A 21153-nucleotide genomic window follows, 5' to 3' on the forward strand; every position below is an offset into this window, starting at 1 on the left:
TATTTTATATTTTTATTATTTTTTTCATAATTTTAAAAAAATAAAGTTTATATATATGTTTTGTCAAAAATAAATATCATTATACTATAAAAAAAATGATTGAGGTAGATTTTGTGAAAAAGATATGGATAATCATTTTAGTATGCTTATTCGCATTATTGACGCTTTCAGCGGTTTCAGCAAGTGGTGAAGCTGAAAATCAGAATCTTACTGCAAGTGCTGATGATATAAGCATATTGGAAATTAATTCAAATGATATAATTTTGACTTCAATGGATGAAGTTGATAATGAAAGTGATGTGTTAGGTGATTCACTTTCAGATAATGATGATATATTAAGTGATGGGAATGGAGGTACATTCACGGATCTTAATAATATAATAAACGGAGATACTACTAAAACATCAATTACCCTTAAGGGAGACTATGTTTTTGATAGTGAAAAGGATGGTGCGGACTTTAATGCAGGTATTACAATCAGCAGGTCATTGACTATAACTGCTGATGGTGATGTAAGCATTGACGGTAACAATCTGGTCAGAGCATTGCGCATTACTCCTGGAAATACTGTAACAATAACGGGAATTACATTTAAAAACTGTTACTCTCAAGCTGTAGGTCAAATCCCTGGTATGGGTGGTGCTATTTTCGGCCAAGGTGTTGTTCATATTGATAATTGTAGATTCATTGACAACACTGCTAATTATGCCAATGGTGGTGCAGTATGTTTAGCAGGTTATGCAAGCACAATCAACAATTCATACTTTGAAGGCAACAAAGCTATAAAAAATCCGTCCAACTTGCAGAGTGGTGGTGCAGGTGCTGTATTTATAAATGCTAATAATACGACTATCAGTCATTCTACTTTTATTAAGAATGTGGCTGGGTTGAACGGTGGTGCTATTGGTAGTAGTGGTAATCATCTTGAAAATGTAACTATTACTAATTGTACTATAAGCAACAACACTGCTGACGGTTCCGCTGGTGGTGTGGGTATGCAAAGTAAAAACTTCGTTATATCCAATTCTACTTTCAAATATAATGAAGCTAAAGGTTTATATGAAGCTTATCCAGGTAATGGTGGTGGATTAGTAATGAGAGGTTGGGATAGTTATGCATATAACTGTACATTTATAGGAAACATTGCTAAACAGCATGGTGGTGCAGCATTTTCAACCAACACTTCATATGACCAATTAAATAATAATACTGGTTTTGAACTTTGTACATTCACTGATAATACTGCAGGTTTTAATGGTGGTGCAGTTGATTGGGCTAGTGGTGCTACATACGGTTATATTAGAAATAGTATTTTCACTGATAATACTGCAAATGGTAAAGGTGGTGCAGTACACTGGAGTGGTACTAATGGTATTATTGCTAATTCTAAGTTCATAAACAATAAAGCTACCGGTGCTAATAATGGTAATGAAGGTGATGGTGGTGCAGTTATATGGACTGGTTCAAATGGTATTGCTAGAAACTGTACCTTTATCAATAACAATGCATCAAGACGTGGTGGAGCTGTTTATCTACAAGAAAGTGCAACAACAGGTAATTGTACAAATACCACTTTTGATAACTGTACATTTGATGCTAACTTTGCAGGTACTAATGGTGGTGCTATTGATTGGCACGAAGGAGCTCATGATGGTAATCTATTAAACTGTATATTTGAAAACAATATTGCTAAAGCAAATGGTGGTGCAGTATACTGGAGAGGACATGGTGGAGAAATCATAAATTCAAACTTCACCAACAATACTGCTAAAGGTTTAGTTACTGGAGCTTATGGTAATACTGGTGATGGTGGTGCAATATTCTGGGCAGGATTAGATGGCGTTGTAGATAATTGTAGATTTGTAGATAATCAAGCTATAAAAAATGTTAATAGTGATACCAGCGGTCGTGGTGGAGCAGTATATATCGGATCATGTAATCATGGAAACAGAAACATTACTATTAAAAATTCATTCTTCAGTGAAAATAATGCAGGTACCAATGGTGGAGCTATCGACTGGTTCTCAGGCGCACATGATGGTATTGTACAGAACGTAACTTTTGAAAGCAATATTGCTAACAGATCAGGTGGAGCTATCTTCTGGAATGGACACAACGGTACCATCAAGGATGCGAATTTCACCAACAACAGGGCTTTAGGTATTACCAATGCAACAAGTGTTTTAGGTACTGTTACCTATGGTGGTGACGGTGGTGCTGTAATGTGGTCCGGTGCTTTAGGTACTGTTGAAAACGCAAGGTTCATCAATAACACTGCAGCTAAACGTGGTGGGGCTGTATTTTTACAATCTGCCGAATCTGAACCATGTGAAAACACAACATTCAAGGATTCCTACTTTGAAAATAACCTCGCAGGTACAAATGGTGGTGCTATTGATTGGAATGATGGTGCTAAAAATGGTTTGGTTCAAAATGTAACATTTGTAAATAACACTGCAAAACGTAGTGGGGGCGCTATATTCTGGCATGGTCAAAACGGTACAATCAAACATTCAAAATTTGACAACAATAGGGCAACTGGTGAATATTGGGAATATTCCTATGATTTAAACATGTCTGAAGGAGATGTTATTCTTTGTACGGCTTTACCTGAATTAAGTGAAGCTCAAATCGGTAAATTATATGCATTGAATCAAAGTATTTCTAATACTATAGCTCACTTTGAATCTTGGGTTGTTGAGGTAAATTCAACAGGAAGTAAAAATTGGAAGAAATTAGATGAAACCAATGTTCAAGTTTCTGAATCTATCATTTCTCCTGTAGATTGGGCAATAGACCAATACTATGGTGGAGATGGGGGTACTATCCTTTGGAGTGGTGATATAGGTTTGGTTGAAAACTGTACTTTCATAGACTCCAATTCCGCACGTCGTGGTGGTGGAGCATACATGACAGGTAGTGACTATGTAACATATAAGGATTGTTACTTTGAAAACTGTACTTCTGGTACCAACGGTGGAGGAGTAGACTGGCTGGCAGGTGCAAACTACGGAAAAATCTACAACTGTATATTTAACAATACTAGAGCTGCCCGTTCAGCAGGTGCAATTTACTACGACGGCTGGTATGGTGAAATGGAAAATATTACAGTTATAGGCACCAAATCATGGGGCGGATCTTTATCTAACAGCTCTGATGGAAAAGTAAAATATGCAGGATGGGATTCTTCACACTGGGATACAAACACTACTGGTGGTGACGCCGGTGCTATCATGTATACAGGTTCATATATTACAGTTAAAAATGCCACTTTCATCAACTGTACTTCAGTCGGTCGTGGAGGTGCAGTCTTTTTACAGGATAACCATAATGTGACATTTGAATTATGTGTCTTTGAAAACAACTATGCAATGGGTGTTGCAAATAACACCTGGGAAAACTACACTCAGGAAAGAAATGAATCCAACGATGATACATCAGTTGATTATAAACTAACCGGTCACGGTGGTGCTGTAGCATTCGACGTAAACGCTAAAAACTGTAAAATCATTGATTCCAATTTCACAGCCAACCTTGCCCGCCGTAATGGTGGTGCTGTCAACTTTGATGAAGGATCTACAAACAACACTATCATAAACTGTAGCTTTGATAACAACACCGTATATGATGACGGTGGCGCAATTAACTTTGACCACGGTTCTGATTTCTGTTCAGTATACAATTCCACATTCTATAACAACACTGGTTTAGGTAGATTCGGTTCCACCACTAAAGGTGGTACAATCTGTCTTACAGGTTCAAACATTACTATTTCAGGATCTGAATTCATTTTAGGTGCAGCATATGCAAATGTGAGTGAAGGAGCAAAAATCTATCAGACTGATGGTGGAGCATTATTCATTACAGGTAACTATGTAAATATCACTGATTCTTCATTTGACTCATGTTTCACTCCTAATTTCGCTGGAGCAATTAAAATTATCGGTAACTTCACTTTACTTGACAACTGTACTTTCATAAACTGTACAGCTCCTAAATATGCCGGAGCGGTTTATGTGGAAGGTAATTCAGTTTTAATTAACAATTCCAATTTCTCTGCCTGTACTTCAGAGATTGCAGGTGCAATCTATATTGCAGGAAATCATTCCAATTTAATCAATTCATATGTCACTAACTGTTCCAGTTCAGTTTCCGCAGGTGGTGTGCAAATTTCAGGTAACAATGCGGACATTAACGGAACTAAATTTGTAAACTGTAATACTACAGGAACACATGGTGGAGCAATATGTATATCTGGAGATAATGTTACAGTAATAGATTCCAGTTTTGTAAATTCCAGTGCGCTTTACTGGAATAATGCTGCGGATGAAGGCGCTGAAGCCGGTGCTATGCATATATCCGGTGATTATGCAAGAGTCATTAACTCAACTTTCACCAACAGCTATGCTACTGACGATGGTGGTGCACTATCCATTGAAGGTCATGACTGTAAATTATACAATTCCACTTTCACTTCAAGCATTGCAGGTGACGATGGTGGAGCAATCAACTGGCAAGGTAACAACGGTTACATTTATAATATAACATGTATTAATAACAGAGGTATAAGTTCCACAGGTTCATCCAACGGTGGAACAATCATGATTACAGGTAATAATGTTACATTAACCGATTCCTCATTTGGCATGTCCTCCGCTAAAATTTCCGGAGGTACAATCTTTGCTACAGGAAATAATGTGACTATCGCAAATTCATCATTTGAAAAAACTAACGTCTGGCATAATATCTCATCCACAGGCAAAACTTATGCTAACGGTGGTGGAGCAATATACGTATTGGGTAACTACTCATCCATTGAATACTGTAATTTCACAATGTCCAACGGTCGTGAAGGTGGTGTCATTTATATCCAGGGACATGATGTGACCATTGACCACATTTCAACTGATAAAACGTACGCTCTTAACGGTGGAGCTATTTATGTTCAAGGTGCCAACGCAACAATTTCAAATTCAAATATTACAAGAGGTAACTCTTCCTTAGCTCATGGTGGTGCAATATTAGTCAACGGGTCAAATACAAACATCAGCGCCTGTAACATTACAATGTGTTTCGCAATAAGACATGGTGGTGCAATATTTGTAGATGGTATTAATGCCACAATTGAAAAGTCATTCTTCGCTAAAAACAATGCATCTGAGTGCGGAGGTACAATTTATATTCAAGGTAACAATGCAGATATCCTAACTTCCACTTTCATGCAATCTCATGCAGAAAATGATGGTGGAATTATTTATGTTACCGGTGACGATGCACTGATTAATGCATCCTCATTAATGATGAGTTCAGCCAGTAAGAATGGTGGAGCTATTTATATCGGTGGTGAAAACACTGTCATTGAAAACTCCAAATTTGATAAAAACAATGCTACCATATCCGGTGGTGCTATTTACATTACCGGTGACTTTACAAACATTACAAATTCAAATTTCACAATTGACATTGCATTAACAGGTAACGGTGGAGCTATTTATGTCGGTGGTGATAACACTACCATTTCAGGTGCACGCTCAGACATCACTCAATCTGTAGCCGGTCAGGGTGGAGCTATTTACATCAGTGGTGAAAACACAACAGTTAAAGATGCAAATATGATGCATTCCCTTTCAGCAAAAGAGGGGGGAGCCATATATATTTACGGATTATATGCAAAAATCATTGATTCCAACATATCCATGACGACATCACGCCTTGATGCTGGTGCGGTATATATCGAAAAGAACAATGCTACCATTTCCGGTTCACATTTCAGTATGACTAATGCAACCAAAAATGGTGGGGCAATTTACATTAAAGGTGATAATGCTAAAATTACCAATTCCTCTTTCAACTTAGGAAACTCACTCAATACTGGTACTAAACCTGCTGGTGGTGGAGCTATTTTCGCTACAGGTTCATATTCAACAGTATCCTATTGTAACTTTACAAATAACCATGTTATTGCAGATGGTGGAGCTATATTCTGGTATGGTGGTTCTGCTACCAAATATAATTCAGTTATCGGATGTATATTTACAAACAATAGTGCTGATGCGCTTTCCCAGGAATCTACTCGTGGTGGAGGTGCTATATACTGGTCTGAAGGTGGATCCAATGGTGTAGTGAGAGATAGTGAGTTTTATAATAATTCAGTTCATTCCATTGCTAAAGCAGACGGAGGAGCTGTTTTATGGGATTTAAGTTACAACGGATTAATTGATAACTGTATCTTTGATGGAAATTATATAACTTCAACTTTTACAGGTTCCGGTGATAAGTGGGTTCAAGGCGGTTCTCTGTTTTTAAGAGCCAAATCCAGTTATAACATTACCAATTGTATATTTGCCAACTCTTCATCTTCCAGTGAAGCGGGAGCAGTATATCTGTCTGTAAGGGATTTCGTCAAAGGTTCCAAAATTTATGTAAACAATACTACATTCATAAATAACAAAGTTTTAGCTCAAGGACCTAATATAAATGGTGGAGGAGCTATTCAGGTTAAAGAATCAAGTGCTGTTTATTTCTCCAACGCTAAATTCATAAACAACACTGCAAACCAGGGTGGAGCTATATCTTATTTAAATGCCAGATCAGCTGACAATTACTTCTATAACTGTACTTTCATAGGAAATACTGCTACCAACATTGGTGGTGGAATGTGGGCTACTTCATCTACCAATTATATCTATAACATGACATTCATCAACAACACTGCTGGAGAGTATGGTGGTGGATTGTATACTAACATCATTGCAGATTACAGTAACTTAACATTCATAAACAACCATGCTAACAGATCAGGTGCACTATATCTGACGACAGCTACTTTAATTAATGATATGAACTTTATCAACAACACTGCAATAGAAGGAGGTGCACTTTATCTTATAAGAAATGGTGTAACTGTTTCAGATAATAATTTCACAGGAAATGGTGCGTTATTCGGTGGAGCTATTTATACTGCTAATGGAAACATATATATTAGAAATAACAACTTCACAAACAACACTGCTCAAGACGGTGGTGCTATATACGAGCCGATAACCAATAATGGTGTGGCAATATCCGATTCTGCATTTGATGGAAATACTGCCAATAACGGTGGTGCGATCTATTTAGGATCCAAAGGATATGATAACAGGTATGTTACTAACTGTAACTTTACAAACAACACTGCTTCAATATATGGTGGTGCTATCTATGTTGCCAATCGGGATCAAAAAATTATCTCCTGTTATTTCGATGGAAACAATGCATCTGAAGGTGGTGCTATCTATGTTGTGGAAGATATAGTAAATATTGAGATTAAAGATTCAACATTCATGCGCTCCCATGCAGATAACGGTGGTGCAGTATACAATGCAGGTTCATCCGGATATAACCTTAAAATCACTAACGACACGTTCATTAAAAACACTGCTGTTTATAACGGTGGTGCGGTTTTATATTATGCACAAAATAATGTTGGCATTTACAGGGATTACAATAAATTTGACACGAGAGGAGTAATAACTGACGGAAGAACTGATGTTACCGGTGATGACAGATCAAAAACTCTTTTCATTGAAACTTCATTATTCGAAGACAATGAAGATTACATCTTACATATTAAGGCAGTTTCTGATTGGCTTTCTCCATTAATCACAATTACTTTGGAAAATCCACAAGATGTTTCCAGAAGGTCACTTAAGTTTGTGGTTAACTTGACTAATGCAACATCAGGTGAACTCATCGAACAAGTTGTTGTGGATTATGAAAATTTCCTTGACCATTATAACTCTGAGTTACATGTACTGTATGTAACATTCCCTAATCTAATGATTGATGAATATTATAATATAACTGTAGGATATGTGGATGAAAATTACATGTATAAGGAAAACCACACTCAAGAGCAAGCACATGGTAGTGAAATAGGACAGTTCCAACTTCTTCAGAAATTAATTGAAGAGGCTATTAGAAATGATGAATATGAACTTAGTTTAAACAGGTCTTTCATTTTCACTCCGTATTCTATTTATACTCCGGGTAAAATATTGGATAATCAATCCATTAATCTTACAAATATAGATAGGCCATTCAAGATTATAGGTAATGGTTGGACAATTAATGCATTAGGATACTGTAGAATATTCAATATCACGGCCAGCAACATTACACTTCAGAATTTAGAGTTGTCTGGTGGTAATGCCGGCGGCATATATAATGATAGTGTGAATATGGGTGGAGCAATATTCTGGTCAGGAGTCAACGGAACCTTAAATAGGGTAACTGTTTATAACAACACTGCTACTGTCGGTGGAGGAATATATTATAACTCATCAGCTTTAGACTGTAAAATCATAAATTCAACATTCGTAAATAACACTGCTGAAACTTATGGTGGTGCTATTGACTGTAACGCTTCCAGAATGGAACTTACGAATACTACTTTCGAATACAACCATGCAAACATTGGTGCGGCATTATGTAGGGAAGTTAATGCTACAAACGGTAGTGGTTACAATAACACATTCAGAGGCAATCATGCCGATTATGGCGGAGCGGCTCTTGCATGGATTAATGCATCAAGCATCCATATCGATACATATTACTTCTATGAAAACTATGCTGGTTATAGTGGTGGAGCAATATATGTCGGTGAAGGCAGTGGAAACTGTGAAATCGTCAACTGTGTATTCGATGACAATTACGTGGATAACGTAACTGGAGGTCATGGTGGAGCTATCGAATGGTATGCTGAAAAAGGTTCAGTAACAAATTCAAGCTTCTCCAGAAACTACGCTTATGATGGTGGTGCAATTTATGTGGGAAGTGATTCCGGTAAAATCAACATAACTAATTCAACATTCTCTGAAAACCATGCATTAAGCACTGGTGGTGCAGTAAGCTTAGAAGCATCTTCAGTCACTGTCAACGGATCCAATTTCTATGACAATTATGCTATTAACGGTGGAGCATTGCATGTTGGTGCTGAAGGTATCACAAACTATGTATATAATTCAATATTCGAGAGAAACAAAGCTAATGGTGGTATTGGTGGTGCTATTAATTGGATTGCATCATCAGGAACTATTGTAAACTCTGAATTGACCAGCAACTGCGCAGATTATGGTGGTGGACTATACTTCGGTAACAAATCATCTGAAAGTGTAATTTCAAACTGTGTATTCACAGACAACCATGCTAAATACACTGGTGGTGCTATTGACTGTAACGCATCTAAAATGGTTTTAACAAATACTGTATTCGATGCAAACTATGCGCAATATGGTGCTGCTTTATGTAGGGACGTTAACGCTAAAAACGGTTCCGGTTATAACAATACATTCAAGAACAATCATGCTTACGTTTCAGGTGCAGCTTTAGGATGGATGGGATCAATCGGAATCACTATTGTAAACTACACATTCATCAATAACTCTGCTGACGTTAGCGGTGGAGCAATTTATGTAAGTCCGGACAGTCACAACTGTTCAATTGAGAATTCCATATTTGAAAATAACTATGTAACCAATAAAACAGCTACTGGAGATAGTGAATTTGATTGGTTTGCATGGGATGGAACTCATATGTATTATTATACTGCATTTGAATTCGACAATCCTGAATTGTTAAATAAAACAGATATGTATGAAGACCACACAGTATTCTATCATAATAACCCATCTGTTTTAGATGAATTCTTAGGTAATGGTGGTGCAATTAATGTCCTTGCAGCAAATGCATCAATTAAAAACTCCAACTTTACAGGAAACTTTGCCAGATTAGGTGGAGGAATCTATGTAGGTGCTGATTCAGGTAATACCCACATTACTAATGGAGTATTTAGAGAAAACGAAGCTTACTTGCGTGGTGGAGCAGTTAACTTACACGCTTCAGCGGTAAATGTAAATCAATCCAAATTCTATAATAATCTAGCTGTAAATGGTAGTGCATTGTATGTCGGTGGTATGGGAACCAACAATACAATATATTCATCAGTATTTGATGGAAACAATGCAACAAGCTATGGTGGTGCTATATATTGGATTGCATTTGCAGGAATAATTGATGATTCAAAATTCACAAGAAACTCCGCTCTATATGGTGGAGGTATCTACTTCAATGGAAGGTCAGGTAATACCAATATTACCAATTCATCATTCAGTTTGAACAATGCTACCAAAAACGGTGGAGCTATCGACTGTAATGCGTCAAACATCGGAATCTACAACCTTACATTCACTTCAAACTATGCTGGTGAGTATGGAGCTGCTTTATGCAGGGAAGTCGGTTCAACTGACGGTCACGGTAAAAACAATACATTCACTTCAAACCATGCCGGAATATCCGGTGCGGGTCTTGCATGGTTAGGAGTTAAAAATATTAACATCGATTATTACACCTTCATTGACAATACTGCTGATTATAGTGGTGCGGCAATCTATATTGGTGATGATAGTGATAACTGTATCATTAATAACTCCAATTTCAAAGGAAACAACATAACTAACTCCACTGGAGGTCACGGTGGTGCTATTGATATTATAGGTAATGATGCAACTCTCATAAATTCCAATTTCACAAATAACCATGCGTTCTATGGTGGTGCAATATTTGCAAGTGAAACTTCAGGTAACACCAATATTTCAAATGTAATATTCACAAGTAATGGCGCTACATTAGATGGTGGTGCTGTACAGATTAGAGGATATGGAGTTTCTTTAAATGATACTAAATTCTACAGCAACACTGCAGTAAGATCAGGTGGTGCTATTTATGTGGGAGGAACAGGTACTACTAACACTATTTATTATTCAGTATTTGAAGATAACCAAGCAGGGGATCATGGTGGAGCTATTGACTGGTTAGCTTCTGCGGGAGTATTTAAATATTCCAATTTCACAAGAAACTCTGCTGTATATGGTGGTGCTATTTACCTAAATGGTGTTTCAAGTAATAGTAACATATCCAATATAATATTTGAAGGTAATAGGGCTACTAAAAACGGTGGTGCTATTGACTGTAATGCCAGTATGATGGGTCTTTCAAACACTCAGTTCATATCCAATTACGCTGGTGAGTATGGTGCTGCTTTATGTAGGGAAGCCAATGCAACAGGAGGATATGGCGGAAACAACACATTCAATACAAACCATGCGGATATTGCCGGTGCGGCTCTTGCATGGTTGGGTGTTGATGGAATAAGAATTAACAATTACACATTCTATAACAACACTGCCAAATATAGTGGTGGAGCAATATATGTAAGCGAAGACAGTGTAAACTGTATGGTGTCAAATTCCTCATTCACTTTAAATTATGTAATTGATGTCCTATCTGGTAAGGGAGGAATTATTAACTGGCTTGGAGACAATGGTACTATTTACAATTCCACATTCAGCCTTTCCTATGCAATAGAAGGTGGTGGATTGTACATCACTTCTGACAATATGAACATTACGAAATCCAACTTCTCATATCCGATTTCATTACTGCGTGGTGGATCAATTGTTGCTGACAATGCAAACAATGCTTCAATTACAGAGTGTATCTTTGATAACAGTGCGGCAATAGGTTATATCACTCCTGAAGATAAGGACTTTGGTCAAGGTGGATCAATATACTGGATTAATTCCGATAATCTTACAATATCCAACTCACAATTCAATAATACGGAATCCCATGCTGAAGGTGCAATATATCTATTGAACTGTAATAATTCCAGAATATCTAATGTATTATTCAACAATTCACTTTCAATCAAAAACGGTGGTTCAATTTCATGGGTCAATTCCACCAACGCAACTGTTGATAACTGTACATTTATCAAATCTGAAGCGTTATACAATGGTGGAGCAATTTATCTGGTTGGTATGAACGATACAATCATCAAAAATTCAACCTTTAACGCAACCATTGTTTCTAAAGCTAATGGTGGTGCAATTTATGTTGAAGGAAATGCCACTATTGCTAACAGCTCATTTGTAGATTATAGTGCCTACTTGGATTATGGTGGTGCAATTTATGTTCACAATGGAAATTCCACTATTGCTAACAGCACATTTTATGGTGAAGATGCAATATGGGTTTACAGAAACGCTACTGTAAATATAACCAGAAACAATATGACTGGATTGTATCCAAATGAGGATATTCATTACATGGAAAGGGAATATGACAACAAATATAATCCTGTTGACTATTCATTATGGAATGACGGTACAGTATATCTTGAAGACAATAACTTCGATTATGTGATATTCAACAATGGAACTATCACTTCTCAAACATACACTTATATTCTTGATAATAAAACTATCAATGCAACATGGGCTCAAAATTTCACATTCTGGGCAACTATTAAGGACGATACTGATAACAATACAATCATTTCAGTTCGTTCATTGAATACGACAAATGATGTATATCCTTATCCACAAACTCCGTACTATGATTTACCGTATAACGCAAAAAGTCTCAACGTATCCTTCCAGGGAATTTTCCACATCACTGGATTTGATACGGGATTAAAGAAAAATACTGTATATGATGGTACACTGTATGTTTTAGCACCTACAGACATTAAAATAAATGTGACACAATATAACCAAGGCGAAAAGGTTGTAATTCAGGGAATCATTACAAAGAATAATGTTCCTTTCACAGGAAATGTGACATTCAAAGTTGGAGACGATACCTTTTCAAGAAAAGTTATTGACGGTATTGCAACTTTAGAGTTGTATAATCTTTCAGCAAATACATACAGTGTCACAGCATTATATCCTGGAGATACCAATCATTTCTCCTGTGAAAATTCAACATTTTTCATTGTTGGTTTACGTGACACATGGATTAAAATTGCAATAGATAATGTTCTTTATGGACAATTGCCTGTTGCGAACATTACAACCAATGGAAATGGTACAATTATTGTTTCATTAAACGGTAGGTCTGAGAGATATAATGTAGTAAATGGTACGTATAAATTAAAATTCGACACTATATATGATCCTGGTATTTATTACATGTCAGTCATATACATAGAAGATGATTATTATGCATTCGAAACAAATCAAACGAGTTTCAATATATATAAACTGAATACGACGATTAATGTGAATACAACGAATATCACGTTTGGAGAAAATGAAATAATTAATGTGACTGTAAATGAAAATGCGTCAGGTTTCATTTCATTACGTATTGGAACTCAAATTTACACTACGTATTTAAATAATGGATCCGCACAGTTCAATATAAGTGGACTGGCTACTGGAACATACACTGCCAATGTAACCTATTATCCTAGTGATAATCACTTTAACAGAAATGTAACTACGGTCACGTTTAAAGTTAGTCCGACTAGCGATTATACATTGGACGTAAAAGTGGATGCCATTGAATTCGGACAGAATGCTACTGTCAGGGTACTTGTCCCTACAGACGCTAAAGGAAACGTAACGATTTATGTCGATGGAATCAATAAAGGAACTGTAAATGTCACCAACAGTACTGCTACATTAGTGGTTCCTGGTTTAGCCGGTGGTCAGCATGTTGTAAATGTAACTTATAACGGTGACTCCACATATGATGCTAAAGATAAAAATAATACTGTATTCATGGTCAATCCTACTAATAAATGGGATATGACTATTGATGCTGTTTACATGCCATACGGTGAATATTCAACTATCTATGTGAGAACCTCTCCGTATAATCTGACTCGTGATAATGTGACAATCACTATCGACGGCATTGATTATGTTGTTCCTATTGATGTTAACGGTAACGCTACTTTAAGATTGAATAACCTTTCAGGAGGTTCACATTCCGGATTTGTCAAATATCTCGGTGATGCAAACTATTCAGATTTAACCAAAAGGTTTGTTCCTTCAATTCCTAAGGCTACTCCTACTGTTACTTTAACAAGGGTTGGAAACAATATTATTGCTACTGTCAGCGGCAATGCAACAGGTACCGTAACATTCAATGTGAATAATGTAAAACATACAGTAGATCTTGATGGAAGAAATGCAACTTTAGTCAATAAATTGAATATCGGAACCAATTATGTCACTGCCACATATGATGGTGATGAAAATTATACGATTGCAGAAAACATAGGCACATATGAAGTTGACAAATTCAATATCACTGTTGAATTAGCAGATGTTTCAGATATTAAAGTAGACAGTCCTGTTACTTTCACTGCTACTTTGAATGACACTGTTACCGGTGATGTAATCTTCAATATCAATGGCGTTAACTACACTGCTCATGTTTCTGATGCTGATGTAGCCACTTACACTTACACTCCGGTAAATAACGCTACTTTAACTGTTGTTGCTACTTTTGCTGGCAATGATAAGTTCCACAGCAATTCCTCTGCTTCAAAACAATACACTGTTGCTAGAGTATCATCCACTGTTGGTTTAAGTGACGTTACTATTGAGGTTGGTGAAACCGCTGTAATTGAAATTAGTGTTACTGACGGTGCTACCGGCAGTGTTAATGTAACAGTTAATGGTGAAACTCAAACTGTTGGCTTGGTTGATTCTAAAGCTACTGTTTATGTATTTGATTTAGTCAATGATACTTATCCTATTGTTGTCAAATATCTTGGTGATGACAAGTATGATGTTAGCGAAAATACTGATTATAATGTATATGTAAATAAAGTTGAGGACTTTGATTTCACTGTTATTGTTTCTGACGCTAAAGTTGGAGAAAATACTACTGTAACTGTTATTGTTCCTGGTGATGCTGACGGTACTGTTACTATTAACGGTAAATCCGAAGTGGTTCATGACGGTAAAGCAGTCATTGTTTTAGATAAAGAGGTTTCTGCTGGAGATAAATCAATTACTGTTACTTTATCTGGTGATTCCAAATATAATGACACCAGTAAAGGTTATACTTATACTGTTGATAAGGCTAATTCCAATGTTTCAATTGGTGTGGAAAGCATTTACACTATCGGGGATGATGTGGTCATTATTTTAACTCCTGTTAACGGTACTGCTACTGTTACTATTAATGACAAATCTTACACTGTATCTGATAATAAAGTAACATTTAAGGCTAATGTGACTGGCAATTACAAAGTTGTTGCTACTGTTGCTGAGTCTGATAATTATTATGGATCTGGTGCTACTGCGGTCTTTGATATTGTTAAAGCTTCATCCGGATTAGAAATTGAGGTTAATGATGTTTATAAAGTTGGTGAAAAGATTGTTATTACTTTAAAACCTACCAATTCTACTGGTGAGGTCACTGTTACTATTAATGGTAAAGCTTACACTGTATCTGATAATAAGGTTACTATTGAAAATGGTTTAGCTAACGGTACTTATACTATTGTTGCTAATTTGGCTGCAGATAGCAATTACGAAGCTGCTTATAACTCTACAACATTTAAAGTCATTAAAAATGATATTACAATCAGTGTCGACGATATTTCTGAAACAATTTATGTTGATGGTCCTGTTACTATCACAGTTACTTTAAATGAGACTGTAACTGGTGATGTACTCTTCAATATTAATGGTGCTAATTACATTGTAAGTGTTTCAAATGCTAATAAAGCAACTTACACATACACTCCAGTAAACAATGCTACTTTAACTGTTGTTGCAACATTCACTGGCAATGATAAGTATAACCGCAATAGTTCTGCTCAAAAACAATTTGATGTCAATAGAATCTCTACCGATATTAATGTGACTGTTAAAACTCCTGTAACTTATGGTGATGACGCTGTTATCACAATTGAGTTAAATGTCACAATCAATACTACAGTCAAATTAAGAATTGACGGAAATGAGCATGACGTTGCATTAGTTAACGGTAAAGGAGGATATAACGCTTCAGGATTATCTAGCGGATCTCATGAAATTGCTGCAGTATTTGCTGGTGACGATAAGTATGTCGGTAGCAGTGAGTTAAAAACATTCGATATTGCTAATGCTACTTTAGTAGCTGATGTAAATGCATTGAATGTAACTGTTGAGGAAAATACTTCATTTGTCATTAGTGTTCCTGATGACTTTAAAGGAAATGTTTCAATTAAAGTTGGAGATAAAGTACTGTACAACGGAACTGTCAAATCACTGATTAATGCTGATAAATTATTATCTGGCAGTAAAACAGCTACAGCTGTATTCTATGGCGATAGCAATTATGACGAATTAACTTTAGACAATGTAGACTTCACTGTTTCAAGAGTCATTCCTGATATTACAGTAACTGTTGATGATGTAACTTATCCAAACAAAACAATTGCTGTCATTACTGTTGGAAATAAGGCTAATGGTACTGTAAATATTACAATTGGCACTCTTGTCTTTGAAGGAACTGTTACAAATGGTGCAGGTAGTGTTGATTTAACTGGCTTGTCTGCAGGTAGCAAAGTTGCAAATGTTGAATTCTTCACTGATGATGATTACAATGATAATGCAACTGCTGGTGCTAAATTCACTGTAAACAAAGCAAATTCAACCATAGTTATTGATGTCGAGAAAGTCTATCTCTACAATGATACTATCATAATCAATTTAACCGCTACCGGTTCTGACGGTGCTGTTAATGTAACTATCAACGGTAAAGTTTATCCTGTAAATGCTGATAAACAAATTGTAATTGAAGATATTGCTGCTGGTGAATACACAATTATTGCTAATTTGGCCGCTAATGAAAATTACGCTGCAGCTGTCAATTCAACAACATTTAAAGTTAAACCGGCTGAAACTAGCATTACTATTGACGTTGATTCAGTTTACAAAGTCGGTGATGACATTGTAGTTACTTTAAACCCAGTCAATTCAACTGATTTGACTGTTACAATCAACGGCAAAGAATATGATGTCGTTAACAATAAAGTGACTATTACTGGTGGTCTTGAAGCTGGTGATTACATTGTTAATGCTGTTTTAGCAGGAAATGAAAACTACACAGGATTCAATGCATTCGCTTCATTTAAGGTTGTTAAACTAAATTCAACTCTTGAATTGGAAGTGGATAACATTAATGTCGGTGATTCTGAAATCATAAACATTACTTTAGGCGACATTACGGCAGTGGTATTGGTTGATGTGAATAACAAAGGATATTATGTAAACATTACCAATGGACAAGGTCAATTGGTTCTTGATGATTTAGAAGCCGGAGAATATAAAGTTACTGTCAAATTCTCAGGTGATGAGACATATAATGCAAATGCTACTGACGGTTCATTCGTAGTATCAAAAGTTAAAGATTACGACTTTGACGTGGATATTGCTTACGGAGATAACGGTACTGTAATTCTTGATGTTACACTTCCTGATGATGCAACTGGTGAATTAAATATTACTGTTGATGGAAAATCAATGATTGTGCCTGTCACAAACGGAACAGTCAGTATTCCTGGTCTAGAACCTGGCAAACATGAAATTAATGTCACTTATCTTGGTGATAACAAGTATGACAAGAAATCTGATGCCGATACAGCAGATGTTCCAAAATGGGATAACTATTCATTACCTCTCATAACCGAGGACATTACCTATGGTGATGATGAAACAATCACTGTCATTGTTCCGGACGATGCAACAGGCAAAGTAAACATAACTGTTGACGGAAAACTAAACGAAGTTGAAATCAAAGATGGAAAAGCAGTCTTAACATTAGATAAACTTTCTGCTGGTGAACATGTAGTCGATATTGCATATGAAAGTGCAAAATATGGATTGAAAACAAATGGCACAAAATTCAATGTGGACAAATCATCAGAATTTGAAATGGACGTTGAAGTTGATGATAATAATATCGTTGTTACACTTCCTGATGATGCAACCGGAAATCTGACTATTATGATTGATGGAGAAAAATACACTGTAGTTGACGTGACTGGTGCTTCTACAAGCGCAGCACTTCCTAAATTAGATCCTGGAAATCACACTATTGAAGTAATCTACTCTGGTGATGATAATTACACTCAAGCATCTAATTACACAGTTGTAGAAACTCCAAGAATTGATGATTATTCAATGAATTTAACTTCTGAAGATATAATTGAAGGTCAAACTGAAGAAATTACTATAGAATTGCCGGCTGATATTAATGGCATTGTTGCTGTTGACGTTGGTGGCATAGGATACTATGTAAACATTACAAACGGTCATGGCAAACTGCATGTTGCAGGCCTAAGTGCCGGAAATTACATAGCTACTGTCAAATATCTTGGTGATAATAAATATGCAGATTTAACGAATTCAACTAAATTCACAGTTAAAGCTAAACAAAACCCGGACATTGATGTTGATATTAAAGATGGTTCTATTGAAATTACTCTTCCTGAAAATGCTACCGGTGAGGTAACTGTTGTTATTGACGGTGAAAATTACACCTTCTATAACATTACAGAAGACTCCAACAGAACTATTGTAGTCAATACAACTGGAATGCTTCCGGGCAACCACACTGTAGATGTAATTTACTCTGGTGATGACAACTACAGCAACAAAACCGTTTCAACTTCATTTGAAGTTCCTAAAGTTGATAATTATGACATAAATGTTTCCGCTGCTGTGGATGGCCGTGACGTAACTATTACTGTTGAGTTACCTGAAAACGCAACGGGTCTTGTACTGATTGATATTAATGGTGCAGGATATTATGCTAACGTTACTGATGGCAAAGCAACCTTAACAATAAAAGACATGGCTAATGGTGATTATGAAGCTGTTGTTACCTATTTGGGTGATGATTATTATGCTTCCAAATCCAATTCAACTGAATTCACTGTGGAAGCTAAAGTAACTCCGGTAATGAATGTTGATGTTGATGTTTTAGAAAATTCAACTGATGCGATTGTTAATGTTGAGCTACCTGAGGATGCCACGGGTAATGTGACTGTTGTAGTTGACGGTAAAGTCTACAATGTCACTGATGTGGCCGGTGGATTGACAACCATTGAATTGAATGATTTAACTCCGGGCAATCATACTATTGAGGTAATCTATTCTGGTGATGAGGAATACACTCAAGCATCCAATTACACTGTTGCAGAAATTCCAAAAATCACGGATTATGAATTCGACTTGTCTGCATTCGACATCAAATATGGAGACAATACAAACATTACAGTCAGATTGCCTGATGATGTAAACGGAGTTGTCTTAATTGATCTGGATGGAATCGGATATTATATCAACATTACAAACGGTATCGGATCATTAGAATTGCCAATTGATTTGGCTCCGGGTGAATATGATGTCACCGCAACATATAAAGGAAATGATAAATACGATTCCAAAGTTGTCACGGATTCATTTAAAGTAGTTAACAGTCAAACAAACATGACTGTTGAAGTTAAAGATGGCAAAGTCATTGTTGAATTACCTGAAGATGCAACAGGAAATGTAACAATTACTATTGATGGTAAAGATTACACTGCTCCTGTGGAAAACGGTAAAGCTGTATTGGATCTTCCTGAATTGGAACCTGGTGATTATGAAGTTGTCGCAAAATATCCTGGAGACGACAAATATGCTCCAGCTACAAATTCAACTTCATTCAATGTTCCTAAGATTTCAGATTATCCAATAGAAATCGCTAAAGACGATGATGAATTAGTGGTCACTCTTCCTGAGGATGCAACCGGTAATGTTACAGTCACCGTTGGCGGTAAGGATTACACTGTTCCTATTAAGGATGGCAAAGCCATAGTGGATATTTCTGATTTGGAACCTGGTGATTATGATGCTGTTGTAAATTATGCTGGTGATGATAAGTATAATCCTTCATCAAATTCAACTTCATTCAATGTTCCTAAGATTTCAGATTATCCTATTGATGTTGTTCAGGACGGCGATGAATTAGTTATCACAGTTCTTGAGGATGCAACAGGTAATGTTACAGTCAATATTGGTGGTAAGGATTACACTGTTCCTATTGAAAATGGTGTTGCCAAATTGGACATTTCTGACTTGCCTGCAGGTGATTATAATGCTAAAGTCACATATCCTGGAAATGACAAATATGCATCAAAAACAGTGAATGCAAATGTTTCTGTTACCCGCAGTCTTGTAATCACTGCTCCGGATGTCATAAAGTATTACTCAGGTCCAGAAAGGTTTGTCATCTACACCAAGGACAATAATGGTAATAATGTGGATAATATCACTCTAACTATTACTATTAACGGCGTTCCTTACACCAGAGTAAGCAGCAACGGCCAAGCATCACTTGCATTAAACCTCGGTTGTGGAAACTACACTGTCACTGTTGACTTTGCAGGTAATGAAGAATTCAAAGCTCAAACTGTTGAATCTCATGTTGAAGTTTTACACACAATCTATGCAAATGACGTATTGAAAGTTTATAGAAACGACACCCAATACTGGGCTTTATTCCTAGACAGCCAAGGCAATCCTTTAGCTGATACTGAAGTGTCTTTCAACATCAATGGTGTCATCTATTATCGTATAACAAACGGAACCGGTTGGGCTAGATTGAATATTAATCTTCAAGAAGGTAAATACATTTTAACTGCAACCAATCCTGTTACTGGTGAAATGAGATCAAATAATGTCACTGTATTTAATTTATTCGAATCCAGTGATTTGGTCAAACATGATAGAAACGATTCTCAATTTGTCATCCGATTACGTGCGTCTGATGGAAATTGGGCTGGAGCTGGCGAAGAGGTGACTTTCAATATTAATGGTGTATTCTACACAAGATACAGTAACGAAACAGGACATGTGAAATTAAATATTAATCTCGCTCCTGGTGAGTATATTATCACTACATACTATAAAGATGCAAGTAAAGGAAATCAGGTCACTGTACTTCCTAGATTAATCACTTCTGATTTGGTAATGACTTATGGTGACGATTCAGTTTTCGTTGCTAAGACTTTAGATGAAAAAGGAGATATTGCTCCTCATCAGGAAGTCACACTTAACATCTACGGAATTATCTATAATCTCACTACAGACAACAATGGTGAGGCCAAAATACACATTAACTTGCAAGCAGGCCAATATCTAATCACTTCCCAGTATCTGTTTGAAGTGCAGTCAAATACTGTAACAATTAGGGAATGATTATTTCCCTTAATTTTTATTTTTTTTCAAATTCTAATTCTTGTAATTTTATTTTTACTTTTTGATTTTAGACTAAGTT

The 21153-nt window shown here is 36.3% G+C and carries 1 protein-coding gene; it reads left to right on the forward strand.

The annotated features are described in order from the left end of the window. Positions 1–113: 113 nt before the first annotated feature. Positions 114–21074 (forward strand): Ig-like domain repeat protein, encoded by a 20961-nt coding sequence (locus IJQ68_RS01315; RefSeq protein WP_292795951.1) that lies wholly within the window; start codon positions 114–116, stop codon positions 21072–21074. The last annotated feature ends 79 nt before the right edge of the window (positions 21075–21153 follow it).

Origin of the sequence: Methanobrevibacter sp., from assembly GCF_017447225.1 — an archaeon.
GTDB lineage: Archaea > Methanobacteriota > Methanobacteria > Methanobacteriales > Methanobacteriaceae > Methanocatella.